Source organism: Collinsella sp. TM10-22 (assembly GCF_003466125.1).
GTDB lineage: Bacteria > Actinomycetota > Coriobacteriia > Coriobacteriales > Coriobacteriaceae > Collinsella.
Genome location: NZ_QSOC01000012.1, coordinates 1 through 15,118, shown reverse-complemented (window position 1 = coordinate 15,118; position 15,118 = coordinate 1). Strand labels below are relative to the sequence as shown.

Here is a 15,118-nt window from a genome sequence, read left to right as displayed (position 1 = left end):
CTAACAGAGCCTTTTTTAATCCCCGTCCCAGAAAACTCATTCACGGAAAGGCTCGGGCGGACCATGTAGCTAAAAAAGCCCCGTCCCAAAAAGACTACTTTTAGAGTGTGCTGAGAGTGGGGGTCCAGGCGATGGTGGGGGTCGCTCCGTCGAGAGTCTCGTTGATGGTTGCTGCCATGCCGGCGAGGAGGCTGTTCTCGCTTACGGTGAGCGTCTCGTAGCCACCAGCGCGCATGAGCTCGCGAATCACCACGGCGCCGGCCAAGATCACGCCCGCGCGTTTGGGCTGTACACCCGGTAGCGCGGCGATGCCTTCCGCGTCCAACACAGACATGCGCTCGATAGCGGCCGAGACCTGCTCCAGCGACAGCTCGCGTAGGTGCACAAAGCTCGAATCGTACGGTTCCAGCTCGTGGACCAGAGCCACCAGCGTAGTCACCGTGCCGCCCACCGCGACTAAGCGTTCGGCGCGCTCAAAGTCGACAGGCAGGCCCTCAAAATAGGCGGCGAACTGCTCGCCTGCCCACGCGGCAGCGGCAGCAAGCTCGCCATCCGCGGGCGGCAACGCAGAGAAAAAGCGCTCCGTCACGCGACGGCAACCGATGTCCAGCGAGCGCGTTCCCTCCAGCGCAAAGACGCCGCGCTCCGGAGCGTATACGCCCGTCGCGAGTTCCGTGGACCCGCCGCCCGAATCCGCGACGATGATGCGCTCGCCGGCAAAGTCGTGCGCCACGCCAAAAAACGTCAGGCGCGCCTCGACCTCGCCCGGAATCACCTGTGGTTTGAGCCCCAACTCGCGCAGGCCGTCCAGCAGCAGCGCGGCATTGGACGCATCGCGCGCGGCACTCGTGCACGTGGTGCAGACGCACACGGCCCCAAAGGCACGGGCCTCGTCCACAAACATGCGGCACGCAGCGAGCACACGCTCGACAGCCGCCTCGTAGAAGCGCCCCGTCGCGTCCACGCCCTCGCCCAGGTCGGTAATCTCGGTATGCTTGGACGATTCCACAATCGCTCCGCCCTCGACCTGGGCCAACACCAGTCGCGACGACACCGTTCCCAGGTCGATCGCGGCCACCTTATAGCGTTTGCAATTTGTCATTGCGGGCTCCCCTCCGGGCGCTATTTGCCGTTGGACACGACCGTCTGGCCCTCGACGCCGTTAAACCCAAACAGCATGTCGAGCGCCTGGATGTACCACGGCGCGTCCTTGCCGACTTCTTCGATTTCCTTGGCCACTTCGCTGGCCTTCTTGGCGTTTGAGGACTTTTTGCTCGACGACGAGTCCGAATCGTCGTCCAAGCCTAGCACGTCAATCTTCTTCTCGCCGGGCATCACCAGGCCCAGGTCCTCGGACGCCGCGTCCTTGATACCCTCCTCCGAGAGCAGTTTGTCGACGCTTTTTTGCAGCTCATCATTGTATTGCTGGCGAATCTCGACCTGCTTGGCCAAGATGTCGCTCGAGCGTTTTGCCACGTACAGGTCGCGTACGGGAAAATACAGGCTCACGAGCGCCAGCGCCACCACGATACCGATAAACAGCGGACGCAGAGAGCCATGCGTAAAGTCATAGATCGCCTTGACCACCGCATTGTCGTTGGCGTAGCGCATAAAGTCCGAGCCCGAAAGACGGCTCGAAGGCCTGCTCGACCTGTCGTGCGTCTGGGCCGAGGGACGCGACGCATGTGTCGAACGTGCCGGGCGCACCGGTCCATCTGCCGAAGTATTCACATGAGCATTGGGGCGCGAGGTACTTGTCGGGCGCTGCGTGGAGCGGTCGGCGCCGGCGTAGGCGGACCCACCGAGCTGCACCGTGCGCGCACGGCGAGGCGACGGCTCACGCGAACCGGCGGAATAGTACCTGTTGTCGTAAATCTGATCCATGTGCGCCTTGTGCGGTTGAGGTTTGTTTGCGCTAAGTATTCTAGTTATAGCACGAGCGCGTGCACCACCTTCGGCAGCCTTTGCTCGACATAAAAAAGGCGCTGAGCCGTATGGCCCAGCGCCCGACAGAACTCTGTAGCGTCTAGCTGGGGCGGGGCGAAGCCGAGTCCATCCCCTCCCCACCAGGCTCGTCTATCTAGCGAATGTTGTAGAACGCGGCCTTGCCGGCGTAGCGCGCGCTGCCCTCGAGCTCGTCCTCGATGCGGATGAGCTGGTTGTACTTGGCGATACGGTCGCTGCGGCACGGGGCGCCCGACTTGATCTGGCCGGCGTTGATGCCCACGACCAGGTCGGCGATCGTGGAATCCTCGGTCTCGCCGGAGCGGTGGCTCACGATGCAAGCGTAACCGGCCTCCTTGGCGGTCTCGATGGCCTCGAGCGACTCGGTGAGCGTACCGATCTGGTTAACCTTGACTAGGATCGCGTTGGCGGCACCCAGCTCGATGCCCTTCTTGAGGCGCTCGGTGTTGGTGACGAACAGGTCGTCGCCCACCAGCTGCACCTTGTTGCCAGTGCGACGGGTCAGCTCGACCCAACCGTCCCAGTCCTCCTCGGCCATACCGTCCTCGATGGAGATGATGGGATAGGTGTCGACGAGCTTCTCCCAGTAATCGACCATCTGGGCACTCGTGTACTCCACGCCCTCGCCCTTGAGCTCGTACATGCCAGTCTCGGCGTTGTAGAACTCGGTCGAAGCCGGGTCCATGGCGTACATGAAGTCGACGCCGGGCTTAAAGCCAGCCTTCTCGACGGCCTTGGTAATGTACTCGAACGGCTCGGCGTTGGTCTTGAGGTTGGGCGCAAAGCCGCCCTCGTCGCCCACGCCGCCGCCCAGGCCGGCCTCGTGCAGCACGCCCTTGAGGGTGTGGTAGACCTCGGCGCACCAACGCAGGCCCTCGGCAAAGCTCGGGGCGCCCACCGGCATGATCATGAACTCCTGGAAGTCGACGTTATTGTCGGCATGCACGCCGCCGTTGAGGATGTTCATCATGGGCGTGGGCAGCAGGTGGGCGTTGACGCCGCCCAGGTACTGATACAGCGACAGGCCCGCCGACTCGGCAGCGGCGCGGGCAACGGCCAGCGACACACCCAGAATGGCGTTGGCGCCGAGATTGGTCTTGTTGGGGGTACCGTCCGCGGCAATCAGCGCGGCATCGACGGCGCGCTGGTCGAAGGCGTCGAGGCCCACGACGGCGTCGGCGCACTCCTTGTTGACATGCTCGACGGCCTGCGAAACGCCCTTGCCCAGGTAGCGACCCTTGTCGCCATCGCGCAGCTCGCAGGCCTCAAAGGCACCGGTCGAAGCGCCCGAAGGCACCATTGCGCGGCCAAAGCTACCGTCCTCGAGCACGACCTCGACCTCGACAGTGGGATTGCCGCGGCTGTCGAGCACCTCGCGACCGTAGACGTCCAAAATATCGCTCATGTTGTCTCCCTCTCACTTGGAAACATAGTGGATGCAAGCGACCGGCTGACCGTGCACCGTCGGTGCGCCTCCGTAAGTTAGCCATGTCGCACTTTTTGCATTATGCCCTAAGTTAGCCGAGGGATACACTTGATTTTCGAAAAATTTAGCGGGAACGATGAGGCGTGTCAGCCCGTCGTTCCCGCAGTCTTACTCCTCCGCCTTTGCGGCATCCCACAGGTCGTTAAGGCCGTGGGTCGAAAGCTCGGCAAGATCCACGTGGGCGTCAGCCGCCATCTGCTCCATCGCAGCCCAGCGGCGGCGGAACTTGGCCGTGCTCGCGCGCAGGGCACTCTCGGCGTCAATCCCCTCTTTGCGCGCAACGTTGACTAGAGCAAAGAGCAGGTCGCCAAACTCCATCTCGCGCTCGGGCGAGCCGGGAGCCTCGGCCTCAAACTCGGCACGCTCCTCGGCTACCTCGTCCCACACATCCTGGACCGTCTCCCATTCAAAGCCCACGGCAGCCGCCTTACGCGACACCTTCTGAGCTTGCATCAGCGCCGGCAGGTGCGTGGGCACGCCGTCGAGCAGGCCTTCGGGCGCAGCCTCGCTCGCCGCCACAGCCTTGTCCTTGGCAGCCTTCTCGGCAAGCTTGACCTCGTCCCAAATCTTGAGCACCTCATCGGAGTTGTCAGCATCCGCATCGCCAAACACGTGCGGGTGGCGGCGAATGAGCTTGGCGTCGATATCGCGTGCCACATCGGCCAGCGTAAACTCGCCGGCGTCCGCCGCAATCTGCGCATGCAGCACTACCTGCATGAGTACGTCGCCCAGCTCCTCGCACAGATGCGTGGCATCGTCGGCCTCGATGCAGTCGAGCGCCTCATAGGCCTCCTCGATCATGTTCTTGCCAATGCTGCGGTGCGTCTGCTCGCGGTCCCACGGACAGCCGTCGGGCTGGCGTAGGCGCCAGATGGTCTGCACCAGATGCTGCAGCTCGGCCGACGCGTCGACCAGCGTGGACAGGTCGCGCGAGCCCTCGGCATTTTGCTGAGCCGTGTGCTGTGCCATGGTTAATCCTCCTCCATGATCACGTGGCGGAACGCGCCGCCCTCGTAGATGCCGTAGCTGTGTGTGCCGTCCTTGGGGATGCTCACGCTGCCGGGGTTGAAGACCCACAGGCCCGGATGCGCGGCGCTCTCCTCGTTAACCTTGATGTGTGTGTGACCGTAGACGAGCGCGGAGCCCTCGGGCAACGCGGGCGCGTGGTCGACGCTGTTGTGCATGCCGGCGCCAAAGACGTGGCCGTGTGTCAGGAACAGCTCGCGGCCGGCTTCGTCGAACAGCGTGGCGTAGTCCGCCATGACGGGGAAGTCGAGCACCATCTGGTCGACCTCGGCGTCGCAGTTGCCGCGCACCGCGATGATGCGGTCGGCCAGGGCGTTGAGCAGCGGAATCACGCGCTTGGGGGCGTAGTCGCGCGGCAGGTCGTTGCGCGGACCGTGGTAGAGCAGGTCGCCCAGCAGCACGATGCGGTCGGGCTCCTCGGATTCGATGGCGGTGCAGAGGCGCTCGGCCCAGTATGCCGAGCCATGGATGTCGGAGGCGATGAGGTATTTCATGGGGAGTCCTTTCGGTGTGGGGTTGATGGGGGCTGAATACGAAGTCCAGCGGATGTGGAGCCCCTCTACCGCGTTACTCAAATCGAAGCGCCGCGCTCTGAGCCGCCTGCATCACGCGTTGGAGCGGCACGCCATGTTCGCGGGCGAGACGGGCGCAGTCCTCGTGCTCGGGCGCCGCACGCTCACTGCCGTCGGGCAGGGTGGCCACCTTGACGGCTACCTCGCCCCAAGGCGTCGCCACCTGCTCAAAACGACGTGGCAAGCAAACACGCTCCATGACCTGGCGACGAATGCCGTTGGTCGTGGTTTCCAAAAAGATAATCGTCTGCAGGCGTTCGATATCCTCATGCGAGCAGATCACCTGCAGCTGCCAGCCGGGGCGGCCTTTTTTGCAATAGAGGGGCAGCCAGTGTACCTCGCGCGCACCCGCCTCGCGCAGGCGATCGGCGGCGTAGGCGAGTACCTCGGGCGACGCGTCGTCGATGTCGCATTCCAGATTGACGATGGTTTCGGGCGCATCGGTCTCGCGGGACAGCGGTGATTTGCTATCGCATTGCATACGGTCCGGGTCCTTTCCACACGGGCTCGTTTTGTTCATCCAAACGCTAGCACATCGGACGTGGCGCAGACGTGACTTTCGTCCATCGCCGCCCTCGCCCCTATCCAAACGTGTACGTCAGCCTCCAAACATGCCATTTTTTGTCGGTTTTGGAGGCTGACGTACACGTTTTGAGAGCGCAAGCGAGGCCGCACCGCGCGCCGCGCAGCCTTTCCAATCGATTTCGACCCCCGACGTGCCCGGCGTTTTGAGAGTTGCGCCATTACAATGGAGCGGATTCGCCAAATGCAAAGGAGTCGCCATGCCCGCATGCCCGCTGGTCGATTGCCACACCCATACTTCGTTTTCGGACGGCCATGCCTCGTTTGAGGACAACGTCCGCGCCGCCACCGCTGCCGGATGCCGCGTCATGGTCTCGACCGACCACCTCACCCTGCCTGCCAGCATGGATGCTAACTGCGAGGTGCAGGTCGTCGAGGGCGACTTGCCGGTGCACCGCCTGGCTTTTGAGGACGCTCACAAGCTTGCCGCGCAGATCGCACCCGAACTCGAGCTTATCTATGGCTTTGAATGCGATTGGTACCAAGGTTGCGAGCCTTTGGTTGAGAGCTGGTCCCAGGGCGCCATCGTACGCCTGGGTAGCGTGCATTGGATTGGCAACCCAGGCGATATTGCGGCAGGCGCCGCAGGCACGGCGGGGACAGAGGACGTCGCTCGCCCCGACACGCCCGATTCGCTCTGCGGCTGGATTGACGACGATACCAACCTGCATGTTTGGGAAAACTTAGGCGTGCGCGGCGTATGGGAGCGCTATGTCGACGACTGGTGCCGCGCCTGCGAGAGCTCGCTCAACTTTGACGTGATGGCCCATCCCGACCTAGTCATGCGTTTTTCGAAAGAGGGCTTTGCGCCCGACTTTAACCCCATGCCCTTTTGGGAGCAGATGGCCGAGTGCGCCCACGACACGGGCCGCCGCGTTGAGGTTTCTACCGCCGCGCCGCGCAAGGGCTTGGACGACTACTATCCCGCGACCGGATTGCTGCGTTGCTTTGCCCACGCCGAGGTGCCGATTACTTTTGGCTCGGACGCACACCGCGCCTGCGACATCTGCTGGAACATCCGCGAGGCTCAGGCCCACGCCTACGACTGCGGCTACCGAACCTTCGATATCCCCCACGCCACCGGCGAATGGGAACCCACGCCCCTCGCCTAAGACTAGTCGTTAGGGACGTTCTTAAACAACTATTGACGGCGGGCGTTGAGTTCGCCGGCCAGCTCATCGAGGGTGATGCCGTAGCGCTCGAGCGTCACGAGCAGGTGGTAGATCAGGTCGCCGGCCTCGTAGCGGATGTGGTCGTGATCGTTATCCTTGCAGGCCATGATGACCTCGCTCGCCTCCTCGGCAAGCTTCTTGAGCAGCTCGTCCTCGACATCGGTCAGCAGGCGAGCGGTATAGCTCTCCTGCGGCGATGCGTCGCGACGGCCGTGAATCACCCCGGCGAGCCCCGTCAGCGTCTCACCGATATTTCCATCCTGAACATTCGCGGTGCGCACACCCATGGTTCAATCCTTTCTGGTTGGCCAAGCGCCTGGTCGAGCGCCCGCCCTACGCGAGTTTTCTAAAGAAGCAGGTACGGTTGCCGGTATGGCAGGCCGGACCCGGCGAGTCGACCTTGACCAGCAGCGTATCGCTATCGCAGTCGGCCCAGAGCTCCTTGACCTCCTGCATATTGCCGCTCGTCGCGCCCTTGTTCCAGAGCTCCTGGCGGCTGCGGCTCCAAAACCACGTGGTACCGGTCTTGAGCGTCAGCCCCACCGATTCCTCGTTCATCCAAGCAACCATAAGCACCTCACCGGTGTCATACTGCTGAACCACACAAGGAATCAGCCCACGGTCGTCGTATTTGAGCTCTGCCGCGGTTGTCACTTGCTCCATTTAGAAGTCCAATCTCACAGGTATTCCCTGGCTGGCCATGTATTCTTTGACTTCGCGAATGCTGAAGGTCCCAAAGTGAAAGACACTTGCTGCCAGCACGGCATCGGCTTCGCCCTCGATCACGCCCTCGGCAAAATGCTCGAGCGTGCCCACGCCGCCGCTTGCGATCACCGGGATCGGCACCGCACGCGCCACGGCGCGGGTGAGTGCCAGGTCGAAGCCAGCCTTGGTGCCGTCGCGATCCATGCTGGTGAGCAAGATCTCACCGGCGCCGCGACGAGCCGCTTCCTCGGCCCACGCCACCGCATCGATACCCGTGGCGTTACGGCCGCCCGCGGTAAAGACCTCCCACTTGTCGGCTCCCGGCTCACCGGGCAAACCAACACGCTTGGCATCGATCGCCACGACCACGGCCTGGCTGCCAAATGCAGCGGCAGCTTGGCTGACCAGCGACGGATCGCGCACGGCAGCAGAGTTGAGCGACACCTTATCGGCACCGGCAGCCACCATGGTTCGCATGCCCGCCAGGTCACGAAAACCGCCGCCCACGGTATAGGGAATGGCCAACTCCTCGGCCGCATGCGCCGCCATCTCAATGGTCGTCGCACGGTTGTCGCTCGTCGCAGTGATGTCCAGGAACACGACTTCGTCCGCGCCCTCGCGGTCGTAGGCGCGCGCCAGCTCCACCGGATCGCCCGCATCGCGCAGGCTCACAAAGTTGACGCCCTTGACCACGCGGCCGTCCTTAACGTCCAGACAGGGAATCACACGCTTGGTAAGCATGGGCTACTCCTCCCCTCGGGCGGCGGCCAGCGCCTGTGCCAGCGTAAAGTTGCCCTCGTAGAGCGCGCGACCGGTGATCGCACCCTCAATAGCATCCTCACCCACCGCGGCAAGCGCGCAGATATCGTCGAGTGTCGAGATGCCACCCGAAGCCACGACGGGAAAACCCGCGACCTCGGCCACATGGCGATACGCCGCCACGTCGATGCCCGTCTGCATGCCATCGCGCGCGATGTCGGTGTACACCAAATGCTTAAAGCCCAGCTCGGAAAGCTGCGCCACCGCATCATCGAGCGCCACGCCCGCGCCATCGCGCCAGCCGTTCACCTTGACCTGGCCGTCACGGGCGGCGATGTCTGCCACCAGCAGCTCGCCAAAGCCGCGCGCTGCCACCTCGGCAAAACCCGGCTCGGTCACCAGCACGGTCCCCAGCGCAATACGGCGCGCGCCATAGCCGGCCAGCTCGTCGATGCGTGCGAGCGAGCGGACGCCGCCGCCCACGTCCACGGACAGACCGTCGACGCCGCAGATAGCCTTGATCGCCGTCGAGTTGGCAGCGCATGCGTCCTCATCCTCGCCAAAGGCAGCGGACAGGTCGACGACATGCACCCAGTTCGCACCCTGCTCGGCAAAGGAGCGGGCAACGGCCACGGGGTCGTCGGAATATACCTTGCAGCGGCTCCGGTCGCCGCGCTCCAGGCGCACGACCTTGCCGCCGATCAAATCGATTGCGGGAAACAGAATCATCGGCCGGCCTCCTCGACGATGTTGACGAAGTTCTTAAGGATGCGCTGTCCCAGCGCGGAGGATTTCTCGGGATGGAACTGGCAGCCCCACACGTTGCCGTGGCGCACGATGCACGGGAAGCTCCGCGTGTAGTGCGTGCGCGCCAGAACATCGGCGGCATCGACATCGTCGGCCACCGCATAGCTGTGGGTGAAGTACATGTTGGCGCCCTCGGCAAAACCGGCGAGCAATGGATCGGCCGCGCCGGCGGGCGTCATGTGCACCTGGTCCCAGCCCACGTGCGGCACCTTCAGGCGACTCGATTCCAAGCGCGTGCACGAGCCGCGCATAATGCCCAGGCCATCGACCCAGGGACCGCCGGCCTGCTCGGAGGCATCGTCGTCCGCGCCCTCGTCCGCCGGCACGCCCTCGTCGCCGCGTTCAAAAAACAGCTGAAGGCCCAGGCAGATGCCGAGCAGAGGAGTTCCGGCGGCAACGGCGTCAAGCACGGCCGCCTCCTCGCCGCTCTGGCGCATAAAGGCGATCGCGTCATAGAACGCGCCCACGCCCGGGATGACCAGGCCATCGGCCTTGCGGATCTGTTCCGGATCATCCGACGTGCAGGCAGCGGCACCGGCGCGCGCAAGCCCGCGCACGACGCTCGACAAGTTCCCTTTGTGGTAGTCGACCACCACGATCTTCGGTTCGCCCACGCGACCCTCCCTTTTCCCATCATCCAAAACCACCACGAAGGTGCCTGTCCCCTTTGTGGTGGTTTTTACCCTTGTGGCGGTTACAGTGAGCCCTTGGTGCTGGGGATTCCTTGCACGCGGGGATCAAGCTCGCAGGCGTGGCGCATCGTGCGTCCCACGGCCTTAAAGGCGGCCTCGATAATGTGGTGCGAGTTGCCGCCCGCCAGCTCGCGCACGTGCAGCGTGAGTTTGGCGTCGCGCGCAAAAGCGTAGAAGAACTCGACGGCCAGCTCGGTATCAAAGGTGCCCACGCGCTCGGTCGGCACGGGTAGATCGCAATAGGCCTGCCCGCGACCCGAGATATCAACGGCGGCCATCACGAGCGTCTCGTCCATGGCAATCGCCGCATCGGCAAAGCGCGTAATGCCCGCCTTGTCACCCAGTGCCTGGCAAAACGCCTCGCCCAGCACAATGCCCGTGTCCTCGACGGTGTGGTGCGCGTCGACCTCCACATCGCCCATCGCATGTACCGTCAGATCGAACAGGCCATGGCGGCCAAGGGCGTTGAGCATGTGGTCGAAAAACGGCACGCCGGTCGAGATATCGCACACGCCGGATCCGTCCAGATCGAGCCTAACGACAATGTCGGTCTCGCCCGTCTTGCGGGTCACCTCGACATAACGGCCCATCTACATCTCCTCCTTCACCAGCGCGGCAAACGCTGCCAGCACCTCGTCGTTTTCCTGCGGGGTACCCACGGTAATGCGCAGACAGTCCGCAAGCCCCGGCGCGTAGCTAAAGTCGCGCACCAAAATTGAATACTCGTCGCGCAGGCGCTCGCGCACGCGTGTGGCGTGCGGCGTGCGCACGAGCACAAAGTTCGCCGCGCTCGGCCACGCCTCCACGGGCAGGCCCTCGGCAGCCATTGCGCGCAGGGCGCACAGCTCGCGCTCGCGATCGGATACAACCTGTGCCACCACGGGCGCGTACGCATCGCGGGCACGCACGCAGGCAAGCGCCGCGGCCTGGCTCAGCACGCTGACTGAATAGATCTGGCGAATCGCCGCGAACACGTCAATAACCTCGGGTGACGCAATCACATAGCCCAGACGCGTGCCGGCGGCGCCGAACGCCTTGGACAGCGTATGCAGAATCACCAGGTTGGAATGCTCGGCGATAAGCCCTTGCGCCGTGGTGGCCGCGCCAAACGAATCGTCAGCAAACTCCACGTAGGCCTCGTCGACCATCACCATGCCGGGACACGCATCGCACAGAGCCGCGATAAAGTCGAGCGGCGCCACGTCGCCCGTGGGATTGTTGGGCGAGGTCACAATCGCCAGGTTGCACTCGGGCGCTGCCGCAAGCACGGCAGCCTGGTCGAGCTCAAAGGTCACCGGATCGCGCCACACGTCGCTCACCTCGGTCTGGCAGAGCGACGCAAAGAACGCATACTCGCTAAAGCATGGCGGGCAGTTGAGCAGGGTCCGCCCCGCGCCGCCAAACGCCAGCAGGTAGTTATAGAGCAGCTCGTCGCCGCCGTTGCCCACGCAGATGTTCTCGCGTGCCACGCCATGCCAAGCGGCAAGCTCGTCGCGCAGGTCGTTGGACATGGGGTCGGGATAGCGGTTGAGCGGCGTGGCGGAAAGGGCCGCGTCGACCGCCTCGCGCACGCCGGCCGGCACGGGATAGGTGTTCTCGTTGGCCGAAAGGTTGATGCGCGTGGGCGTAAAGTTGGGATCGTAGGGCTCAATGCCGGCCAAGTAGGGCTGGACGAGTTCCTTCATGCGAGGCGTCAGCTCGGCCATATTAGGCCTCCCCGCCGGTCGCGTTAGCGCCATCCGCGCCCGCAGCCGCCAAGTCCACACCCTCGGCGACCGTCGCCGCGGCGTCGCCCGGCCAGGCAACCTTGGTCAGGTCGGCCGCCGCCAGCGACTCGGCGCTCACGGAATCCTCGCCCTGTTCCAGCACGCGACGACGCAGGGCGGCAGAAAGCGCGTGCGCCCACAGGCCCTCGGCCTCGGCCAAACGCTGCGTAGCGGGAGCGTCGGAGAGCAGGCCCTCGGGCGTATAGCAGATAACGCTTGAGCGCTTAACGAACTCCTCCACCGAAAGCGGGTTGGAGAACATGGCCGTGCCGCCGGTCGGCAGCGTGTGGTTGGGGCCGGCAACGTAATCGCCGAGCGGCTCGGAGCTCCAAGCGCCCACAAAGATGGCGCCGGCGTTGCGAATGCCGCCAAGCAGGCCCATTGCATCCTTGCAGTGCAGCTCCAGGTGCTCGGGCGCCACGGTGTTCACGGCCTCGACGGCGGCAGCCATATCGGCGGCCACCACGATGGTGCCCTCGTTGTCGAGCGAGGCGCGCGTAATCTCGGCACGCGGCGACTGCGCCACTAGAATGTCGATACCCGCCTCGACCTCGCGCGCAAACTGCTCGTCGCAGGTCACCAGATAGCAGGCGGCAAGCGGATCGTGCTCGGCCTGGGCCATCAGGTCGGCCGCGACCACCATGGGCTTGGCCGTGGCATCGGCCAGCACGCAGACCTCGGAGGGGCCGGCGACCATGTCGATGCCCACGTCGCCCGAGACAATCTGCTTGGCCGCGGCGACAAAGGCGTTGCCCGGGCCGGTGATCTTGTCGACGCGCGGAATGGTCTCGGTACCGTACGCCAGCGCGGCCACGGCCTGGGCGCCGCCCACCATATAGATCTCGTCCACGCCGCCGAGCTTGGCCGCGGCGAGCGTATAGGGGCTGATCAGGCCGTCCTTTTGTGGCGGCGTCACCATGACCACGCGCTTGACGCCGGCCACCTTGGCAGGGATAGCGTTCATGAGCACGGTGGAGGGATACTGCGCGCGACCGCCCGGCACGTAGATGCCGGCCGCGGCAAGCGGGGTCACCTTAACGCCGAGCATCGTGCCGTCCGGGCGCGTGGTAAACCAGCTCTGCTCGACCTCGCGCTGGTGAAACTCACGGATCTGGCGCGCAGCCTTCTCGAGCGCGGCGACAAAGGCCGGGTCGAGGCCTTCGAGCGCAGCATCGATCTGCTCTTGCGGCAGACGAAAGCTTTGCAGCTCGACACCGTCAAAACGCTGGCAGTAATCGCGCACCGCAGCATCGCCGTTGACACGCACGTTGGCCACGATATCGCGGGCGGCGTCGACGATGTTTTGCGGCAGCACACCCTTGCGGTTGAGCTGGTTGGTAACGAGGCGCTCACCGGGAGCAAGCTTGATGGTCTTCATATCGGTATCCCCTATCGGTCGAGGTTGCGTTTGGAAAACGAGATGCCGGGCAGCGGCACCAATCGGCCCGCAGTCCGGATATGGGGGCGCCCGTGCGCGCTCGCGCTATTGTGCCGAGCCCGCGACGGGCTCAAAATGCTTGTCCTTCACGGCAACCGCCAGGCGATCGGCCAGGTTGCGAACGCGCGGATCCAGGCGCGCGGCACCCGGGTTGACGAAGAAGCGGGCCGTGCAGTCCATAATGCGGCCGGTGATGACCAGGTCGTTGTCGCGCAGCGTGGCGCCCGTGGCGGTGATATCCACGATGCGATCGGTCATACCGACGATGGGTCCCAGCTCGATGTTGCCGTGCAGCGAAACAATGTCGGCGTTCACGCCGCGCTCGGCATACCAGGCACTCGCGATGCGCGGGTACTTGGTTGCCACGCGAAGCGAACCGCGGCGGGCATAGTTGCGCTCGGCCTGACCGGCGCGCCAAGCGGGCTCAGCCTCAATAAAGGTGCACAGGCCGTAACCCAAATCGACCAGCTGCAGCAGGTTGAGGTCGGCCTCGATGAGCGAGTCCCACCCGCAGATGCCGCAGTCGGCACCGCCGCAGCCCACAAAGGCGGGCGCGTCGCTGGGTCGTACGATGACAAACTCGATATCGCCGACCGCGCCCTCGCCGGCACGCGTATCGCGACCGCGCACGATCAGGTGACGGCCGGGGTCGCGCAGCTCGGAGACGTCCAGGCCCGCGGCCTCGAGCACGTCGAGCGTGTCGGCCTTAAGCGAGCCCTTGGGAACGGCGATGCGCAGCGGACCCTCGGCACCACGGCCCGCGGCGTGGTCGCCGTCGGAAGCGGCGTCCTCAGTCGAAGTGTGCGCGGCCTCCAGACGCTCGAGCGAAAAGGCAAATCCCGCCGCCGGTACCTCGATGCCATCGCCGAACGCGCCGGTAAAGATGGAGTCGTAGCGACCGCCCGAACCCACCGGATCGGGCAGGCCACCGGCATAGGCCTTAAAGACCAGGCCCGTGTAGTAATAAAAAGAGTTCATGATGGAGAAGTCGAACGACAGCACCTGGGCGTCCTCGGGAGCCAGGCCCTCGACCAGGGCGCGCAGCTCGCGCGTCAGCGGCGCGGCAATACCGGCAGCTTCCAGCAGCGCATCCACACGGTCGAGTACCTCGGCACCGCCGTGCAGACGCGGCAGCTCGCTAATGGCGGCCTTGACGGCCTCGGGCTCGGCGCTTGCCGCCACGCGGGCATCGAGACCCACAAAGTCGTTGGCATGCACGCAACGCAGGGCCTCGGCGGCCAGCTCGCGATCCTCACACGCCGCGAGCAGCTCCTTAAACGGACGAACGCTACCTGCGATAATGCGCGCATCGGGCAGCGCTAGCTCGCGCACGGCCTCGGCTACCAGCGAGACAATCTCGACATCGCCCGCGGCGTCGCCCGCACCGATGAGCTCAAAGCCCAGCTGCGTAAACTGACGCGAGCCGCCGGCATTGCGCTGGCACTCGCGAACCACCGGCGCCTCGTAGCGCAGGCGCAGGGGCAGGTCGGCCGCGCGCATGCGGGTCGAAACCAAGCGCACGATCGGCAACGTGTTGTCGGGACGGACCACCAGCAAACGCCCATCATCGTCAAAGAGCTTAAACGGCGTGTCCGCAATGCGGCCACCTTCCTCGAGCGAACCCTTGTCCTCGAGCAGCGGCGTCTCAACCGGCAGGTAATGATGCTCCCTAAAGCAGCCCTTCACCGTACATGCGATCTCCTCGCGTGCCTGAGCCTCCTCGGGCAATATGTCCCGGAATCCCCACGGTGTGGCCGTCATCTGGTGAGCCTCCTCATGCTGTGCTTCGCATAGAACAGAAGACCGGCATAGCTCCGCCGGTCTTCTGGGTACTTTAGCATACTAGAGTGCTTGCGGGGAAAATCGTCTCCCTCGGCTCACAGCGTATTCATTTAGAAACATAGGGGCAAGCTCTCAGCTTAATCTGGCGATTCCCCCAGCCCAACCGGAAAGCGCGTCCCACTCCGAGCCGCAAGCCCGGGATGAACTTTCCGCCGAAGACACCCTGCGCCGACAGCAACGCAAAAAGGGCGCCCGCGCAAATGCGGACGCCCTTGTGTAGGGTTGAGATATCAACCAGCCAAGATATCGGACCTGCGACCAGCTCTTAGTAGTCGAACTGGTGGTAGTAGCGGCGGTACTTGAGGT

At 64.3% G+C, this 15,118-nt stretch carries 16 protein-coding genes; 1 reads left to right on the top strand and 15 read right to left on the bottom strand.

Annotation, left to right across the window (positions count from 1 at the left end; genetic code table 11):
* Window positions 1-100: 100 nt before the first annotated feature.
* The 6 genes from DXD94_RS09430 to larC form a co-directional block, all read right to left on the bottom strand.
* A complete protein-coding gene (locus DXD94_RS09430) occupies window positions 101-1,102 on the bottom strand; it encodes a hypothetical protein (RefSeq protein WP_117763886.1) in 1,002 nt (333 codons plus the stop codon).
* Window positions 1,103-1,122: 20 nt separating this feature from the next.
* On the bottom strand, window positions 1,123-1,884 hold the full coding sequence (locus tag DXD94_RS09900) for a septum formation initiator family protein (RefSeq protein WP_233540052.1): 762 nt from the start codon (window positions 1,882-1,884) through the stop codon (window positions 1,123-1,125).
* A gap of 196 nt (window positions 1,885-2,080) precedes the next feature.
* Entirely contained in the window at window positions 2,081-3,370 is a 1,290-nt protein-coding gene (gene eno, locus DXD94_RS09420) for a phosphopyruvate hydratase (protein WP_117763885.1), read from the bottom strand.
* A 189-nt stretch (window positions 3,371-3,559) separates the two neighbouring features.
* Window positions 3,560-4,420 carry a nucleoside triphosphate pyrophosphohydrolase gene (gene mazG, locus DXD94_RS09415; RefSeq protein ID WP_117763884.1) on the bottom strand — a complete coding sequence of 287 codons (861 nt, stop codon included), beginning with the start codon at window positions 4,418-4,420 and terminating at the stop codon, window positions 3,560-3,562.
* A gap of 2 nt (window positions 4,421-4,422) precedes the next feature.
* Window positions 4,423-4,971, bottom strand: coding sequence for a phosphodiesterase (yfcE, locus tag DXD94_RS09410; protein WP_117763883.1), 549 nt, complete (start codon window positions 4,969-4,971; stop codon window positions 4,423-4,425).
* A 73-nt stretch (window positions 4,972-5,044) separates the two neighbouring features.
* On the bottom strand, window positions 5,045-5,530 hold the full coding sequence (gene larC, locus DXD94_RS09405; RefSeq protein ID WP_233540360.1) for a nickel insertion protein: 486 nt from the start codon (window positions 5,528-5,530) through the stop codon (window positions 5,045-5,047).
* A gap of 301 nt (window positions 5,531-5,831) precedes the next feature.
* On the opposite strand from larC, the gene DXD94_RS09400 reads away from it, so the two are divergent.
* Complete coding sequence (locus tag DXD94_RS09400; RefSeq protein ID WP_117763881.1) at window positions 5,832-6,743, top strand: PHP domain-containing protein; 912 nt, start codon at window positions 5,832-5,834, stop codon at window positions 6,741-6,743.
* Between the two features lie 29 nt (window positions 6,744-6,772).
* Here the strand turns inward: DXD94_RS09400 and hisE are convergent, their stop codons facing one another.
* From hisE to hisG, 9 genes are all read right to left on the bottom strand, one after another.
* Window positions 6,773-7,090, bottom strand: a complete 318-nt coding sequence (gene hisE / locus DXD94_RS09395; protein ID WP_055252387.1) for a phosphoribosyl-ATP diphosphatase — start codon at window positions 7,088-7,090, stop codon at window positions 6,773-6,775.
* A gap of 46 nt (window positions 7,091-7,136) precedes the next feature.
* Window positions 7,137-7,466, bottom strand: a complete 330-nt coding sequence (hisI, locus tag DXD94_RS09390; RefSeq protein ID WP_055252388.1) for a phosphoribosyl-AMP cyclohydrolase — start codon at window positions 7,464-7,466, stop codon at window positions 7,137-7,139.
* Window positions 7,467-8,249, bottom strand: coding sequence for an imidazole glycerol phosphate synthase subunit HisF (gene hisF / locus DXD94_RS09385; RefSeq protein ID WP_055252389.1), 783 nt, complete (start codon window positions 8,247-8,249; stop codon window positions 7,467-7,469).
* A 3-nt stretch (window positions 8,250-8,252) separates the two neighbouring features.
* Window positions 8,253-8,996, bottom strand: coding sequence for a HisA/HisF-related TIM barrel protein (locus tag DXD94_RS09380; protein ID WP_055252390.1), 744 nt, complete (start codon window positions 8,994-8,996; stop codon window positions 8,253-8,255).
* Window positions 8,993-9,688, bottom strand: coding sequence for an imidazole glycerol phosphate synthase subunit HisH (locus DXD94_RS09375; protein WP_117735545.1), 696 nt, complete (start codon window positions 9,686-9,688; stop codon window positions 8,993-8,995). The genes DXD94_RS09380 and DXD94_RS09375 overlap by 4 nt, the downstream gene beginning before the upstream one ends.
* A gap of 80 nt (window positions 9,689-9,768) precedes the next feature.
* Entirely contained in the window at window positions 9,769-10,356 is a 588-nt protein-coding gene (gene hisB, locus DXD94_RS09370; RefSeq protein WP_117763880.1) for an imidazoleglycerol-phosphate dehydratase HisB, read from the bottom strand.
* Window positions 10,357-11,472 carry a histidinol-phosphate transaminase gene (gene hisC / locus DXD94_RS09365; RefSeq protein ID WP_199568427.1) on the bottom strand — a complete coding sequence of 372 codons (1,116 nt, stop codon included), beginning with the start codon at window positions 11,470-11,472 and terminating at the stop codon, window positions 10,357-10,359.
* 1 nt (window position 11,473) lies between these two features.
* On the bottom strand, window positions 11,474-12,910 hold the full coding sequence (gene hisD, locus DXD94_RS09360) for a histidinol dehydrogenase (protein WP_117763879.1): 1,437 nt from the start codon (window positions 12,908-12,910) through the stop codon (window positions 11,474-11,476).
* Window positions 12,911-13,015: 105 nt separating this feature from the next.
* Entirely contained in the window at window positions 13,016-14,731 is a 1,716-nt protein-coding gene (gene hisG, locus DXD94_RS09355) for an ATP phosphoribosyltransferase (protein WP_117763878.1), read from the bottom strand.
* Window positions 14,732-15,118: the final 387 nt, after the last annotated feature.

Coding starts and splice junctions, on each gene's coding strand:
- hisC (WP_199568427.1), bottom strand. CDS start 11,472: ATGGCCGAGCTGACGCCTCGCATGAAGGAACTCGTCCAGCCCTACTTG.
- hisI (WP_055252388.1), bottom strand. CDS start 7,466: ATGGAGCAAGTGACAACCGCGGCAGAGCTCAAATACGACGACCGTGGG.
- mazG (WP_117763884.1), bottom strand. CDS start 4,420: ATGGCACAGCACACGGCTCAGCAAAATGCCGAGGGCTCGCGCGACCTG.
- DXD94_RS09430 (WP_117763886.1), bottom strand. CDS start 1,102: ATGACAAATTGCAAACGCTATAAGGTGGCCGCGATCGACCTGGGAACG.
- hisD (WP_117763879.1), bottom strand. CDS start 12,910: ATGAAGACCATCAAGCTTGCTCCCGGTGAGCGCCTCGTTACCAACCAG.
- hisG (WP_117763878.1), bottom strand. CDS start 14,731: ATGACGGCCACACCGTGGGGATTCCGGGACATATTGCCCGAGGAGGCT.
- hisB (WP_117763880.1), bottom strand. CDS start 10,356: ATGGGCCGTTATGTCGAGGTGACCCGCAAGACGGGCGAGACCGACATT.
- DXD94_RS09380 (WP_055252390.1), bottom strand. CDS start 8,996: ATGATTCTGTTTCCCGCAATCGATTTGATCGGCGGCAAGGTCGTGCGC.
- DXD94_RS09400 (WP_117763881.1), top strand. CDS start 5,832: ATGCCCGCATGCCCGCTGGTCGATTGCCACACCCATACTTCGTTTTCG.
- DXD94_RS09900 (WP_233540052.1), bottom strand. CDS start 1,884: ATGGATCAGATTTACGACAACAGGTACTATTCCGCCGGTTCGCGTGAG.
- hisE (WP_055252387.1), bottom strand. CDS start 7,090: ATGGGTGTGCGCACCGCGAATGTTCAGGATGGAAATATCGGTGAGACG.
- larC (WP_233540360.1), bottom strand. CDS start 5,530: ATGCAATGCGATAGCAAATCACCGCTGTCCCGCGAGACCGATGCGCCC.
- yfcE (WP_117763883.1), bottom strand. CDS start 4,971: ATGAAATACCTCATCGCCTCCGACATCCATGGCTCGGCATACTGGGCC.
- hisF (WP_055252389.1), bottom strand. CDS start 8,249: ATGCTTACCAAGCGTGTGATTCCCTGTCTGGACGTTAAGGACGGCCGC.
- eno (WP_117763885.1), bottom strand. CDS start 3,370: ATGAGCGATATTTTGGACGTCTACGGTCGCGAGGTGCTCGACAGCCGC.